Below are 13,960 nucleotides of genomic sequence, written 5' to 3' on the forward strand. Positions count from 1 at the left end.
CTGAGCGCCGTAGACTCAAGGCCACGGACCGCTGCTCCCGCTTGGTGAGGAGGCCCAAAGATGCGTGCAACCGTGGGCGACCAGCTTGTCCAGCACGGCAGGGTGGTCGGCCAGAACGACAAGGTCGGCGAGATCGTCGAAGTCATGGGCCAGGAGGGCAACCCTCCGTACCGCGTCCGCTTCGAGGACGGGCACACGGGCATCTGTTCCCCCGGCCCCGACACCGAGATCCGCCACAGGGAAATCCGGAAATAGATCAGCGTGGGGGCTTCGCCGGCTGCTGGTAGTGGTCGGCGATCACCCTCGCCAGTGCGCCGATCCTGTCCGTCGCCTCGTCCTCGGCGGCGAAGAACACATGGCCGCGCACCTGCGGGTGGGCCGCGGCCAGGGTGAGGTGTTCGGAGAGTTCGGCGGGGTCCTGCCAGGCGGCGGGCTGCGCCGGGTCGCCGGCCTTGTAGAGGGCCTCGCCGATGTACAGCCTGGTCGCCGTCCCCTTGGCGACCTCCGCCCACCAGGGCACCAGCTTGGCGTAGTCGGCGGCGGCGAAGCCGATGTTCCAGTAGATCTGCGGGCAGATGTAGTCGATCCAGTTCTCCCGCACCCACTTGCGGGTGTCCGCGTTGAGGTCGTCGTACGTCTGCACACCCGCCCGCGTGTCCGAGCCCCGCGCGTCGATGGTGGCGTTGCGCCACACACCGAAGGGGCTGATGCCGAACTGTGTGGTCGGGCGGATCCGCTTGATGCCGGCCGCGGTCTCGCGCACCAGCTTGTCGATGGAGTCGCGGCGCCAGGCGGCCCGGTTCGGGAAGGCCGCGCCGTAGCGGTCGTAGGCCGCGTCGTCGTCGAAGGTCTGGCCGGCCACCGGGTACGGATAGAAGTAGTCGTCGAAGTGGACGGCGTCGACGGGGTACTTGCGCACCGCGTCCAGGATCGCCTTCTCCACGAAGGCGCGGACGGCGGGCAGCCCGGGGTTGTAGTACATCTTCCCGCCGTACGTCACCACCCAGTCCGGGTGCTTGCGCGCGGGATGCGTGGCGACCAGCTTCGTCGGGTCGGTGTGGCCCGCGATGCGATACGGGTTGAACCAGGCGTGCAGTTCGAGGCCGCGGGCGTGGGCCTCCTTGACCGCCGTGCCCAGCGGGTCCCAGCCCGGATCCTTGCCCTGGGTGCCGGTGAGGACCTGCGACCAGGGCTCGTACGGCGAGGGCCACAGCGCGTCGGCGGTCGGACGCACCTGGAAGATCACGGTGTTGAGGCGGTCCTTGACGGCACGGTCGAGGATGGTGATCAGCTCGGCCTTCTGCTGGGCGGCCGTCAGCCCCGGCTTGGAGGGCCAGTCCCGGTTGGTCACGGTCGCCACCCAGACGCCCCGCATCGCCCGTGGAGCCCGTCGGCGCTCGGCGTCGCCGCCGCCCGCCATCGCCGTGCTCGCCGCCACCGCACCGCCCCCCGCCACGAGAGCCGACAGGGCCGTCACCGCGAACGCCCGCCGAGACAGCCGAGACCTCCGGTGCAGCATTCCCCTACCTCCATGAGCCGATGCGTGGGCCCGGGCGATTCTCGACCCGGGCCACCTCCCGCGTCAGCCTGCCACGCGGTACCCGAACGATCGATCAACGATCGCCGGAGGTAACGTGCAGGTTTGGAGCAGGCACCGAACCACGGAGTTCCTGCCGCATTCGTAGATCAGCGAAGGGGACGATGTGACGGACTTCCCAACGGGAGACATCTCGCGCGTCGGAGTGGTCGGCTGCGGCCAGATGGGAGCGGGCATCGCCGAGGTGTGCGCCCGGTCCGGTCTTGACGTCAAGGTCGCCGAGACCACCGGGGAGGCCCTGGAGATCGGCCGGACCCGGCTCCTCAACTCCCTGACCAAGGCTGCCGAGCGCGGCAAGATCAGCGAGGAGGAGCGGGACGCCACGCTGGCGCGCCTGAGCTTCACCACCGACCTGGGCGAGTTCGCCGACCGCGATCTGGTGATCGAGGCCGTCGTCGAGAACGAGCAGGTCAAGACAGAGATCTTCCAGGTCCTCGACCAGGTGGTGACCCGCCCGGACGCGATCCTGGCCTCCAACACCTCCTCCATCCCGTTGGTGAAGCTCGCGGTCGCCACCTCGCGCCCGGACCACATCATCGGCATCCACTTCTTCAACCCGGCCCCGGTGCAGAAGCTGGTCGAGCTGATCCCCGCGCTCACCACCTCCGAGGGCACGATCAGCCGCGCCCAGGCCTTCGCCGAGAAGCTGCTCGGCAAGCACGCGATCCGTGCCCAGGACCGCTCCGGCTTCGTGGTCAACGCGCTGCTGGTGCCGTATCTGCTCTCCGCGATCCGGATGTTCGAGTCGGGCATAGCCGGCCGCGAGGACATCGACAACGGCATGGAGATGGGCTGCGCCCACCCGATGGGCCCGCTGAAGCTGTCCGACCTGATCGGCCTGGACACCATCGTCTCCATCGCCAACTCGATGTACGAGGAGTACAAGGAGCCCCTGTACGCCGCTCCCCCGCTGCTGCAGCGCATGGTCGACGCGGGCCGGCTGGGCCGGAAGTCCGGCTCGGGGTTCTACACCTACGGCTGACCACACCGTGCACCTTCCACGGTGTCGGTTACACAGTGCGACCGCCACGGGCCCGGCGCTCTTCGGAGCTCCGGGCCCGTGGCTTTCACTCCCCGTGTGCGTGCCGGGCACGCATATGCCGCTCGCACACGCTCCCCACGCGTCCACCAGGCGAGTTGACTCTTCATGCGCATGCAAGGGATGTTCCGACTACGGAAAGGAGCGGACCCGTGACCGCCGACCCCGAGCATCCCGTGGTCCATGGAGAACTCGCAGAGTTACGCCGCCGTCTCGATGTCGCGTACGCGCGCGTCGAGGGAGGGCTGGCCCTGCTCAACCATCGTACGGAGGAGACGGACAAGGAGATCGACGACCTGAGCGCACGCATGGTCGCGCTGGAGCACGCCCGTTGGCCACTGCCCGCGATAGCGACACTGACCGCGGTGGGCGCGCTCGTGGCGACGATCTGGCAGGCCCTGGGCCATTAGACAGCAGGACCAGGACGCGGTGGGGGGATCAGGGCTAGGGGGTGTCCTGGCCGAGCCTGAGGTGGTGCAGAAGCAGTAAGGCGGCCGCCATGTTGGCGGCCGGGACCTCGCCGCGGGCGACCATGTCGGGGACGAGTTTGAGGGGGACCCATTCCCTGCGGTCCGACTCGAAGTCGTCCACGGGGTGGCCGACGTACTCCCCCTCGTCCGACCAGTAGATGTGGTGCCGGGCGTCGGTGAGGCCGTTGGACGGCTCCACGCTCATGAGGTGCTGCAGAGGTCCCGGTCGCCAGCCGGTCTCTTCCTCGAGCTCCCTGGCGGCCGCCGCGGCGATGTCCTCGCCGTCCTCGACCACACCCGCGGCGAGTTCCCACCCCCAGCTGTCGGTGATGAAACGGTGGCGCCACAGGAGGAGGACTTCATTGGCCTCGTTCACCACCGTGGCCACGGCGACGGGCCGCAGCCGTATCAGGAAGTGGTCCAGGTGCCGCCCGTCCGGCAGTTCCACATCTGCCAGGTTGACGGTGAACCAGCGGTTTGCGTACACACTTCGTTCGTTCTGTTTCGTCCACTGCACGGTTCTGCCACCTTCCGTCGAGTAAGTGGCAATATCGCAGCAGGGACTGTGGTGCGGCGGTGCCCGGAACCGGTCTACAGCGGTACGCGCAGGGCCCCGTCGATGAGTTCGGCGGCCTCGGCGGTGCCCGCGCAGCCACTGCGCACCAGGTGTTCGCGGACCGCCCGGAGTCTGTCGCGCAGCCGCTGCGACTCCATTCCGCGGGCCTGTTCGGCCATCTGCACCGCGGTGGCCACCGCCTTGTCGGCATTGCCGCGGCGCAGCTCGATCGTGCTGAGCATGGCGAGCCGGTGCACGCGCCCCCGGTCGTGCGCCGGATTGTCCACGGCGGCCGCGGCGTGCTCCCCCGCCGCCACCAGTTCCCCGAGACTCAGCAGCGCCTCCGCCACCTGCACGTTGACCAGCCCCGGCTGGACATAGCCGGTTTCGTCGGGCTCGTACCCGCGCCGGATGCGTTCGGCGGCCTGCTCGGCACGCCGGATGCAGGACAGGGCGGTCGTGCTGTCGCCCAGGTGGGCGTACGCCTTGGCCTGCATCGCGTAGAGATCGCAGGCGAGCGCCGGGGTGATGTGCTTGCCGGCGGCGCGCAGCGCGGCCTCCGCGAAGGCGACGGCCTGCCGGTACTCCCGCATGAACAGGGACTGGTTGACCAGCAGGGCGATCACGTAGGCGCCGAGTCCGCGATCACCGCTGGCCTTTGCGAGCCGCAGGGCCTGGTGGAAGTAGCGCTGGGCGAGCCCGTGCGCGTCGGAGTCGTATGCGCAGATGCCGGCGATCGCCACCAACCCGCCCGTGGCGCGGTGCAGTTGGCGTCCGGTGGCGTCGGTGTAGCTGCCGCGCAGGAGGGGGGCGGCCTCGGCGTTCAGGAACCCCACGATCCGCGTGCGCGTCGCGATCCCGCCCGCCTTCCGGTACATCTGCTCGTAGTGGGTGCGAGCGGCCCGTAGCATCTCCAGGTCGGCCGGGGTGACCCGATGCCGCCCACCACGCGAGACATCGACATCCTCGGGCGGGTTCTCCCACTCCCACACGGGCATGACCGCGGGCGTGCCGGTCACCGCGGGCGCACCCAGGATGTGCGGGCGCTGCTGCTCGTCGGAACGCCACAGGGCGGTGGCCCGCTCGACGAAGCCGGAGAGGGAGGTGCCGTGGGGCGCGGACGGCTCACCCGGCACCCCGAGGCCGATGTCGTCCAGCGTGACCGGCCGATGGAGCCGCCCGGCGAGCACTTCGCAGATCAGGTCGGGCACCTGACCGCGCGGCCGCTGCCCCTTCAACCACCGTGCCACGGCGGTGTGTTCGTACCGCAGCGCGAGACCGCGTGCCCGTCCCGCCTGATTGACGTGTGCCGCCAGCCCCGCATGCGAGATGCCGGCTTCGTCCAGGATCGCGTCGAGCAGAGTGTTGGGCTGCATATATGCCCCCCGGGAGCCTCGGTGCCGTCAGAGTAGTGCGAGCGGCTTCACACGGGGTGTGAACGGAGTACCAGAATCCGCAGCGTACGCGCACTGTCGCGGAGAGTTTCCAGCCGGTTGACTGAAATGCCTCGCAAGAGGCCGGCCGGGCCGCCGGCTCCCCCTCGTACAGTGCGGCGGCCCGCTTCCGCGCCGTCCGCCCAGCTGCCTGCCCGACACTCCGTGGCGGGCGGACGGCCGCCGGTTCGCTGCGCCGGCTTACGCCGGGCGCCCCAGCGTCGTGGAGGAACGGTGAGTTGTCGGCTGCGGGTGCGTGGGGGCTTGTCGCGCAGTTCCCCGCGCCCCTGTCGGGGCGCCTTGTCGTGGGTCCATGCGGGAGCGCCGGGTGCGCCGTGGGGGTTCGTCATGTGCGGCGGTGCGCCCGGTGTCCGACTGGTTCGCCGGGAGGTGGTACGACGTTGCGGCGGTCGTTGCGCAGGATCAGCGCGGTGACGTCGTCGGACGGTCTTTCACCGGTGCCATGGCCCCTCATCAAGGCCCCGAAAGCACAGACGGACCGACCCCGAGAGGCCGGTCCGATTCTGTCGAGCGCATGGCCGGAAAGGACCAGATCACCAGAATATGTGCAACGCCGCTGGGGGCGCGGGGAACTGCGCGACGAGCCACGACGAACCCGCAGCCGCCAACGGACAACAGCTCCCCGCCCTTTAGACGCACCTAGCCCCGAAGCACCGCACCAGTACGCTCGCCCGCAAGGGCCACCGCGGCGTCACGCGCGGCGGAGGCTTCGTCGACGGTGAGAGTGCGGTCGGAAGCCCTGAATCGCAGCGCGTATGCCAGAGACTTCCGGCCCTCACCCAGCTGCTCCGCGTTCTCGTACACGTCGAACAGCCGGATGCCCTCAAGGAGTTCACCCGCACCCTCCCGCAGCGCGGCCTCGACCTCGGCGTGCGGCACGAACGTGTCGACGACCAGCGCGACGTCCTGCGTGGCCACCGGGAACGTGGAGATGCTCGGCGCCTGCGGAGTGTCGTTGCCGACGGACTCCAGCACGTCCAGGTCCAGCTCCACCGCACTGGTCCGCTCGGGCAGCCCCAGCGCCTTCACCACACGCGGGTGCAATTCACCCGCATGCCCGACCACCGTCTCCGTACCGTCGACGACGACCACCAGCTCGGCGCAGCGACCGGGGTGCCAGGGCCCGTACTGCCCCTTGCGCACGATCAGCTCGGCACCGGCCTCCCGCGCCACGGCGCGCCCCGCCTCGACGGCGTCGGCCCAGTCCGCCGGACGGCCCTTGCCCCACCAGCCGGCCTGCTCGCGGGCACCCGCGAGAACGGCGGCGACCTGGCGCGGCTGCTCGGGCAGCGCGGCGTCCAGCTCGGCGATCTCCTCGTCGGTGGGACGGCGGTCGACCGGCAGGGCGACGGCCACGCGCTGCTCCTCGCGCGGGTGGAACACCAGCCCCGTCTCGAAGAGCGCCAGGTCGTGCGAGCCCCGGCCGACGTTGCGCCGCAGCGCACCGAGCAGGCCCGGCAGCAGCGACGTACGGAGCGCGGGCTCCTCGTCGTTGAGCGGGTTGGTCAGCTTCACGACGCGGCGCTTGGGGTCGTCGGCCTCCAGCAGCAGCTGGTCGAAGACCTGCTCGCTGATGAAGGGGTAGTTCGGCGCCTCGACATAGCCGGAGCCGGCCAGCGCCCGCCCGACGCGGCGGTGCAGCCGCTGCCGGTGGGTCAGGCCACGGCCCGACGGGGGCTTGGGCAGGGTGGAGGGCAGGTTCTCGTAGCCCTCCAGGCGGATGACCTCCTCGGCGAGGTCGTTGATCTCCTGGAGGTCGGGGCGCCAGGACGGCACGGTGACGATCAGCTCGTCCTGCCCGTACACGTCGCAGCCGATCTCCTGCAGCCGCCGTACGACGGTCTCGCGACCGTAGTCGACACCGGCCACCTTGTCCGGGTGGTCGGCCGCGACGGCGACGGTGTGCGGCGCGGACGGCGCGCTGACCTCGGTGACGCCGGCCTGGGCGGTGCCGCCCGCGAGCAGCACCAGCAGGTCGACCGTGCGCTGCGCGGCAGCGGCGGCGGCCTGCGGGTCGACGCCGCGCTCGAAGCGACGCGAGGCCTCGGAGGACAGCTTGTGGCGGCGGGCCGTGCGCGCGATGGAGACCGCGTTGAAGTGGGCGGCCTCGATGACCACGTCGGTGGTGCCCTCGCCCTCCGCGTGGTCGGCGATCTCCGTGTTGGCACCGCCCATGACACCGGCGAGCCCGATCGGGCCGCGGTCGTCGGTGATGACCAGGTCCTCGGCGTCCAGCTTGCGCTCGACGCCGTCCAGGGTGACGAGCTTCTCGCCCGCCTCCGCCCGGCGCACGCCGATGGTGCCCTGGACCAGCCCCCGGTCGTAGGCGTGCAGCGGCTGGCCGAGCTCCATCATCACGTAGTTGGTGACGTCGACGGCGAGCGAGATCGGGCGGACGCCGACCTTCTGCAGGCGGCGCTGGAGCCAGATCGGGGACCGCGCCTCGGGGCTGAGCCCGGTCACCGTACGGGCGGTGAAACGGTCGCAGCCGTGCGGGTCGGAGACCTGGACCGGGTAGCCGAAGGCGTTCGGGCCGGGTACGTCGATGAGGGCCGGGTCGCGCAGCGGCAGGCCGTAGGCGATGGCGGTCTCGCGGGCGACGCCGCGGATGGACAGGCAGTCGCCTCGGTTGGCGGTGACGGCGATGTCCAGGACCTCGTCGACCAGTTCGAGCAGCTCGATGGCGTCCTTGCCGACCTCGGTCTCCGGCGGCAGCACGATGATGCCGTGGGTGCCGTCGTCGCCCATGCCCAGCTCGCCGCTGGAGCAGATCATGCCGTGGGACGTCTTGCCGTAGGTCTTGCGTGCGGAGATCGAGAAGCCGCCCGGCAGGGTGGCGCCGGGGAGCACGACCACGACCTTGTCGCCGACGGCGAAGTTGCGGGCGCCGCAGACGATCTCCTGGGGCTCGCCGGTGCCGTTGGCCTGGCCGACGTTGACCGTGCAGAAGCGAATCGGCTTCTTGAAGCCCTCCAGCTCCTCGATGGTCAGCACCTGGCCGACGACGAGGGGGCCCTTGAGGTCCGCACCGAGGTGCTCGACGGTCTCGACCTCGAGGCCTGCGGAAATGAGCTTGGCCTGGACGTCACGCCCGGTCTGAGTCGCCGGCAGGTCGACGTACTCCCGCAGCCAAGAAAGCGGGACCCGCATCAGATCTCCATCCCGAACGGCCGGGTGAACCGGACGTCACCCTCGACCATGTCTCGCATGTCCTCGACGTTGTGGCGGAACATCAGCATCCGCTCGATGCCGAACCCGAAGGCGAAGCCGCTGTACTTCTCCGGGTCGACGCCGCAGGCGGTGAGCACCCGCGGGTTGACCATGCCGCAGCCGCCGAGCTCGATCCAGCCCTCGGAGGAGCAGGTACGGCAGGGGCGGTCGGGGTTTCCGACGGACTCTCCGCGGCAGACGTAGCAGACCATGTCCATCTCGGCGGACGGCTCGGTGAAGGGGAAGAAGTTCGGGCGCAGCCGCGTCTTCATGCCCTCGCCGAACAGCGACTGGACCATGTGGTCCATCGTGCCCTTGAGGTCGGCCATGGTCAGGCCCTCGTCCACGGCGAGCAGCTCGACCTGGCGGAAGACCGGGGTGTGGGTCGCGTCCAGCTCGTCGGTGCGGTAGACGACGCCGGGGCAGATCACGTAGACCGGCAGCTCACGGTCGAGCAGCGAGCGGATCTGCACGGGCGAGGTGTGCGTGCGCAGGACGACACCGGACTCGGTGCCACCCTCGGGGCCTTGCACGAAGAACGTGTCGTGCTCGCCGCGGGCCGGGTGGTCCGGGCCGATGTTGAGGGCGTCGAAGTTGAACCACTCGGCCTCCACCTGCGGGCCCTCGGCGACCTCGTAGCCCATGGCCACGAAGACGTCCTCGATGCGCTCCGACAGGGTGGTGAGCGGGTGGCGGGCGCCGGCCGGTACGCGGTCGTACGGCAGCGTGACGTCCACCGACTCCTCGACCAGCACGCGCGCGTCCCGCTCGGCCTCGAGCTCGGTCTGACGGGCGCCGAGGGCCTTGTTCACGGCGCCGCGGGCCTGGCCGACGAGCTTGCCGGCGGCGGCCTTGGCGTGCGGGGGCAGGGCGCCGATCTCGCGGTTGGCGAGGGCCAGCGGGGAGGTGCCCCCGGTGTGGGCGACCTTGGCCTCCTGGAGCGCGTCGAGGGAGTCCGCGGCGGCGAAGGCGGCGAGCGCCTCGTCCCGCATGCGCTCGATCTCTTCCGGTTTCAACGCCTCGACCTCTACAGGGTCGTACGACTTATTCGGTGCCGACATCTCTTCCCGTGCTTCCGGTTGGCTGGCTGGCGGTCCCCGTCACCGACTCATGGACTTGACGTCACGGTTTTTGGGACACAAAGGTGCCAAAGGCCGAGTCTAACGGGGTGGAGGTATACGAATGCGCCCGTGGGCCGCTAGGCGAGATACGCCGGGGCTGCCACGGGCAACGTAAATCGGAACTCGGCGCCGCCCTGGGGGGCGCGGCCGACCGTGATGGTGCCGCCGTGGGCCTCGACGATGCCCTTGACGATGTAGAGCCCGAGGCCGGTGCCGCCGCGCTTGCTGCCCCGCCAGAAGCGGGTGAAGACGCGGTTCATGGACTCCTCCGGGATGCCGGGCCCCTCGTCGCTCACCGTGACCGACGTGCCGGTGTCCTCGTCCTCGCGGGGGGACGCCGTGGCCGTGATGTCAATCGTGACCGTTCCCTCGCCGTGGCGCACGGCATTTTCCAGCAGGTTGCTGAGCACCTGGTCGATCTTGTCGGGGTCGGCCCACAGGGTGGGCAGCGGCTGCTCGAGCCGGAGCAGGAACCGGTCGGCGGGCTGCCCGGCGGCGACGTACGCCTGGATGTGCCGCCCGACGGCCGCGCCGATGTCGACGGGCTGGCGGCGCACCTCCAGCCGCCCGCTGTCGATCCGCGAGATGTCGAGCAGCTCGGCGATGAGCCGGGTGACCCGGTCGGCGTCGGCGTCGACGGTCTCCAGCATCAGCCGCTTCTGGTCGTCGGTGAACCGTTCCCACTTGGCCAGCAGGGTGGCCGTGAAGCCCTTCACCGAGGTCAGCGGCGAGCGCAGCTCATGAGCGACCGTGGCTATCAGCTCGGCGTGGCTGCGCTCGGTACGGCGGCGGGCCTCGGTGTCCCGCAGGGAGACGACGACGCGGTGGACGGGCCCGGTGGGCTCGCCGCGGACGTACCGCGCGGAGACCAGCACCTCACGGCCGCCGGGGAGAAGGAGATTGCGCTCGGGCTGCCGCTGCCGGATGGCGAGGCCGCCGTACGGGTCGGTCAGCTGCCACCAGCGCCGGCCCTCCAGGTCCTCTAACGGCAGCGCCTTCTCCAGCCGCTGTCCGAGGGCCTCCTCGGCGGACACGGAGGTGATGCGCTCGGCGGCGGCGTTGAAGCAGATGACGTGCCCGTGCTCGTCGGCGACGACGAGGCCGTCGGGCAGGTCGTCGGGGTCGATGCCGAGCCCGGTGGGATCACCGTGCCGGGGCGCGGGCACGCGCGGCACGTCCTGTGCTCCCCGTGCCCTGCTCGTGCCGACGCTCATAACCCCGTACCCCACCTCTCAGACGGCGCAGGTGGCCCCCGAGCTGGTCACCCTACTAGCTCTCGGTGACGGAGCGGCACCCTCCGGAGCCGCGCTGTGCACGGGCCGACGCATAGAGACATACGGCGGCCGCGGTGGCGAGGTTCAGGCTCTCGGCCTTCCCGTGGATCGGGACGCGCACCACGGCGTCCGCGAGCGCGCGGGTCTCCTCCGGAAGCCCCCACGCCTCGTTCCCGAACACCCATGCGGTCGGCCCGCCCATGGTGCCCTTGTCGAGCTCGTCGTCGAGGTCGTCGGTGCCGGCCCCGTCGGCGGCGAGGATACGGACCCCGGCCCTCCTGAGTCCCTCGACCGCGTCCTCGACCGGCACGCCGACGGCGACCGGCAGATGGAACAGCGAGCCCACGGAGGCCCGTACGGCCTTGGGGTTGTAGAGATCGACGGACGCGTCGGTCAGTACGACGGCCTCGGCACCGGCGGCGTCGGCGCACCGCAGGACGGTCCCGGCGTTCCCGGGGTCGCGCACGTTGGCGAGCACGGCGACCAGCTTGGGTTCGGCGGCGAGGATCTCCTCGAAGGGCGTGTCGACGAACCGGCAGATCCCGACCAGCCCCTGCGGGGTGACGGTGGTCGAGATGTCGGCGATGACGTCCTCGGAGGCGAGGTGCACCCGGGCCGCGACGGCTCGGGCCTCCCCCACGATGTCGGCGTAACGCTCGGCGGCCTCGACGGTGGCGAACAGCTCGACCAGCCCGTGCCCGGCGGCCTCCCGCACGGCCTGCGGTCCCTCGGCCAGGAACAGCCGCTCCTTGCCCCGGAAGTTCCGCCTGGCGAGCCGGCGCGCGGCCGACACTCGGGGAGAACGGGGGGAGATCAGCTCGGGGCTGGCAGCAGGCATGGGGTTGGGGCTCACTTTCGGAAACTACACAACAGGACCCGCAAGCCCGAAAGCCTGCGGGTCCCTCATGTCACGTCGGCTCTGAGCCAGACGTCAGGCTGCCTTGGGGGCGTTGACGTCCGCCGGCAGGGCCTTCTGCGCGACCTCGACCAGCGCGGCGAACGCGGTGGCGTCGTTGACGGCCAGCTCGGCGAGGATCTTGCGGTCGACCTCGACGTTCGCGGCCTTCAGACCCTGGATGAAGCGGTTGTACGTGATGCCGTTGGCGCGGGCAGCGGCGTTGATGCGCTGGATCCACAGCTGGCGGAAGTCACCCTTGCGCTTCTTGCGGTCGTTGTAGTTGTAGACCAGCGAGTGGGTGACCTGCTCCTTGGCCTTGCGGTACAGGCGCGAACGCTGACCGCGGTAGCCGGAGGCCTGCTCGAGGATCGCCCGGCGCTTCTTGTGGGCGTTGACTGCCCGCTTGACGCGTGCCACTTGTTAACTCCTTGTAGCGGGGCCGTGGTTGGACTCACACGGCCCGGAATCGATTGGGTCCCGGTCCAGACGTACGGCGCTCAGTGGGGGCGCCGCTCACGTCACTTGCCGAGAAGCTTCTTGATCTTCGCGGCGTCGCCCGGGGCCATCTCGGCGTTGCCGGTGAGGCGACGCGTCACGCGGGACGACTTGTGCTCGAGCAGGTGGCGCTTGCCGGCGCGCTCACGGAGCACCTTGCCGGAGCCGGTGACCTTGAAGCGCTTGCTGGCACCGCTGTGCGACTTGTTCTTCGGCATAGCGCCGTTCTCTCCTCGTCGGTGGCGTTCCGGTGCCCGGTCGTGAAACCGGGCACGGTGGAACGTCGCTGTTGTATCGGTTACGTCCTGGGGACTCGCGTCCCCCGGGATCACGCCTCGGCGGACGCCTCGGCAGGAGCCTCGGCGTCGTCCACGACCTCGTGGTCGACCTCCGCGGCGTTCTGCGACTTGCCGGGGTTGGCCTTCGCTTCTGCCTTGCGGGCTTCCTGCGCCTGGCGGGCCTCGGCCATCGCCTCGGTCTTCTTCTTGTGCGGACCGAGAACCATGATCATGTTCCGGCCGTCCTGCTTCGGGTTCGACTCCACGAAACCGAGGTCCTGGACGTCCTCCGCGAGACGCTGCAGCAGTCGGTAGCCCAGCTCGGGCCGGGACTGCTCGCGACCACGGAACATGATCGTGATCTTGACCTTGTCGCCCTGCTTGAGGAACCGGACGACGTGACCCTTCTTGGTGTCATAGTCGTGCGGGTCGATCTTCGGCCGGAGCTTCATCTCCTTGATGACCGTGTGCGCCTGGTTCTTGCGCGCCTCACGGGCCTTCATGGCCGACTCGTACTTGAACTTCCCGTAGTCCATGAGCTTGCACACGGGCGGACGGGCGTTCGCCGCGACCTCGACCAGGTCCAGGTCGTACTCCTGCGCAAGCTCCAGTGCCTTGGCCAGCGGGACAATGCCCACCTGCTCGCCACTGGGACCGACAAGTCGCACCTCGGGAACGCGAATCCGGTCGTTGATGCGGGGCTCGGCGCTGATGGATCCTCCTCGGTTAGCACCACACGGCCATCTGGCGGACGGCCGCGTTTGTCTCTGTTCGACAGACCTAACCGCGCCGAAGCATGAAAAATGCCCCGGACGATCACAGGCGGGGCTCCAAAGCACTACCGGAGCACCGCCGCGGTGATACGCGGGGCGCGCTTTCGGGCGACTCCATCGTCCGTACGGAACGATGGTGGCCGCCTGACCGGGGTGACCCGCCGTCCCGGAGGGCGGTCGGGTGGGAGATCGGAGCCTCCACTTGAGGGCCGGGCACGCGAGTGTCCAGCCGGTCGTCACACAAGGTTAGCAGCTGTCCGGGGGTGGTGCGAACCGATGTGCACCGGGGCCTATCGTGTGGGGCATGAGTGACACCCCTCCCGCAGCAGCCGACTCCCCCGGCTCTCCCGACTTCGACGAGATGACCCGCGACATCGCCGAGGTCCCCGCCGTCGAGGTGATCGTGACGGTCGCCGTCAACCTGATGAGCGCCGCCGCCGTGAAGCTCGGCCTGACCGAGGAGGGCGACAAGTACAAGGACCTGGACGAGGCCCGCAAGCTGGTCACGGCCCTCGCCGGTCTGCTGGACGCGTCCGCGACCGAGATCAGCTCCTTCCACGCGGCCCCGCTGCGCGACGGCCTGAAGTCGCTCCAGCTGGCCTTCCGCGAGGCGTCGCTCGTCCCCGACGAGCCGGGCCAGGGCCCGGGCGAGAAGTACACGGGCCCGGTCTACGGCTAGGGGTGTCCGGCGGATCAGGTCGGCCGTGCGGCACGGCACCTCCTGGCCAAGCCGAGCGGGGCCATGGGGGTCCCCCCGCTCGAGCGAAGCCGAGAGTGGGGGAGCGTGCAGCTGCA

General features: G+C 70.2%; 13 protein-coding genes and 1 pseudogene. 4 read left to right on the top strand and 10 right to left on the bottom strand.

Features of this window, described 5'->3' with window-relative positions:
• The first annotated feature begins 60 nt into the window (after window positions 1-60).
• On the top strand, window positions 61-255 hold the full coding sequence (locus tag ACWC09_RS38185) for a DUF1918 domain-containing protein (RefSeq protein ID WP_450855634.1): 195 nt from the start codon (window positions 61-63) through the stop codon (window positions 253-255).
• Window position 256: 1 nt separating this feature from the next.
• Here ACWC09_RS38185 and ACWC09_RS38190 read toward each other — a convergent pair whose 3' ends face one another.
• On the bottom strand, window positions 257-1,519 hold the full coding sequence (locus ACWC09_RS38190) for a glycoside hydrolase family 10 protein (RefSeq protein WP_450855635.1): 1,263 nt from the start codon (window positions 1,517-1,519) through the stop codon (window positions 257-259).
• Between the two features lie 184 nt (window positions 1,520-1,703).
• Between ACWC09_RS38190 and ACWC09_RS38195 the strand changes: the two genes are divergently transcribed.
• Together ACWC09_RS38195 and ACWC09_RS38200 are read left to right on the top strand one after the other, a co-directional pair.
• Window positions 1,704-2,579: a 3-hydroxybutyryl-CoA dehydrogenase gene (locus tag ACWC09_RS38195; protein WP_450855636.1), complete on the top strand. Its 876-nt coding sequence runs from the start codon at window positions 1,704-1,706 to the stop codon at window positions 2,577-2,579.
• 209 nt (window positions 2,580-2,788) lie between these two features.
• A complete protein-coding gene (locus ACWC09_RS38200; RefSeq protein WP_450855637.1) occupies window positions 2,789-3,046 on the top strand; it encodes a hypothetical protein in 258 nt (85 codons plus the stop codon).
• Window positions 3,047-3,080: 34 nt separating this feature from the next.
• Here ACWC09_RS38200 and ACWC09_RS38205 read toward each other — a convergent pair whose 3' ends face one another.
• The 9 genes and pseudogenes from ACWC09_RS38205 to infC form a co-directional block, all read right to left on the bottom strand.
• Window positions 3,081-3,623 (bottom strand): NUDIX domain-containing protein, encoded by a 543-nt coding sequence (locus tag ACWC09_RS38205; RefSeq protein WP_450855638.1) that lies wholly within the window; start codon window positions 3,621-3,623, stop codon window positions 3,081-3,083.
• 74 nt (window positions 3,624-3,697) lie between these two features.
• The gene (locus tag ACWC09_RS38210) at window positions 3,698-5,038 is read right to left on the bottom strand and encodes a transcriptional regulator (protein ID WP_450855639.1); all 1,341 of its coding nucleotides are present in this window, start codon (window positions 5,036-5,038) and stop codon (window positions 3,698-3,700) included.
• 717 nt (window positions 5,039-5,755) lie between these two features.
• A complete protein-coding gene (gene pheT, locus ACWC09_RS38215; RefSeq protein WP_450855640.1) occupies window positions 5,756-8,266 on the bottom strand; it encodes a phenylalanine--tRNA ligase subunit beta in 2,511 nt (836 codons plus the stop codon).
• The gene (gene pheS, locus ACWC09_RS38220; RefSeq protein WP_450855641.1) at window positions 8,266-9,387 is read right to left on the bottom strand and encodes a phenylalanine--tRNA ligase subunit alpha; all 1,122 of its coding nucleotides are present in this window, start codon (window positions 9,385-9,387) and stop codon (window positions 8,266-8,268) included. The genes pheT and pheS overlap by 1 nt, the downstream gene beginning before the upstream one ends.
• A 137-nt stretch (window positions 9,388-9,524) precedes the next feature.
• Complete coding sequence (locus ACWC09_RS38225; protein ID WP_450855642.1) at window positions 9,525-10,661, bottom strand: ATP-binding protein; 1,137 nt, start codon at window positions 10,659-10,661, stop codon at window positions 9,525-9,527.
• A 55-nt stretch (window positions 10,662-10,716) separates the two neighbouring features.
• The gene (locus ACWC09_RS38230) at window positions 10,717-11,559 is read right to left on the bottom strand and encodes a TrmH family RNA methyltransferase (protein WP_450855643.1); all 843 of its coding nucleotides are present in this window, start codon (window positions 11,557-11,559) and stop codon (window positions 10,717-10,719) included.
• Between the two features lie 93 nt (window positions 11,560-11,652).
• A complete protein-coding gene (rplT, locus tag ACWC09_RS38235) occupies window positions 11,653-12,036 on the bottom strand; it encodes a 50S ribosomal protein L20 (protein WP_004933571.1) in 384 nt (127 codons plus the stop codon).
• Window positions 12,037-12,137: 101 nt separating this feature from the next.
• Window positions 12,138-12,332: a 50S ribosomal protein L35 gene (gene rpmI, locus ACWC09_RS38240; RefSeq protein WP_004933563.1), complete on the bottom strand. Its 195-nt coding sequence runs from the start codon at window positions 12,330-12,332 to the stop codon at window positions 12,138-12,140.
• A gap of 110 nt (window positions 12,333-12,442) precedes the next feature.
• A pseudogene (infC, locus tag ACWC09_RS38245) lies at window positions 12,443-13,130 on the bottom strand (translation initiation factor IF-3).
• A gap of 339 nt (window positions 13,131-13,469) precedes the next feature.
• Here infC and ACWC09_RS38250 point away from each other — a divergent pair.
• The gene (locus ACWC09_RS38250) at window positions 13,470-13,844 is read left to right on the top strand and encodes a DUF1844 domain-containing protein (RefSeq protein WP_450855644.1); all 375 of its coding nucleotides are present in this window, start codon (window positions 13,470-13,472) and stop codon (window positions 13,842-13,844) included.
• Window positions 13,845-13,960: the final 116 nt, after the last annotated feature.

This window comes from Streptomyces sp. NPDC001617 (assembly GCF_053596855.1).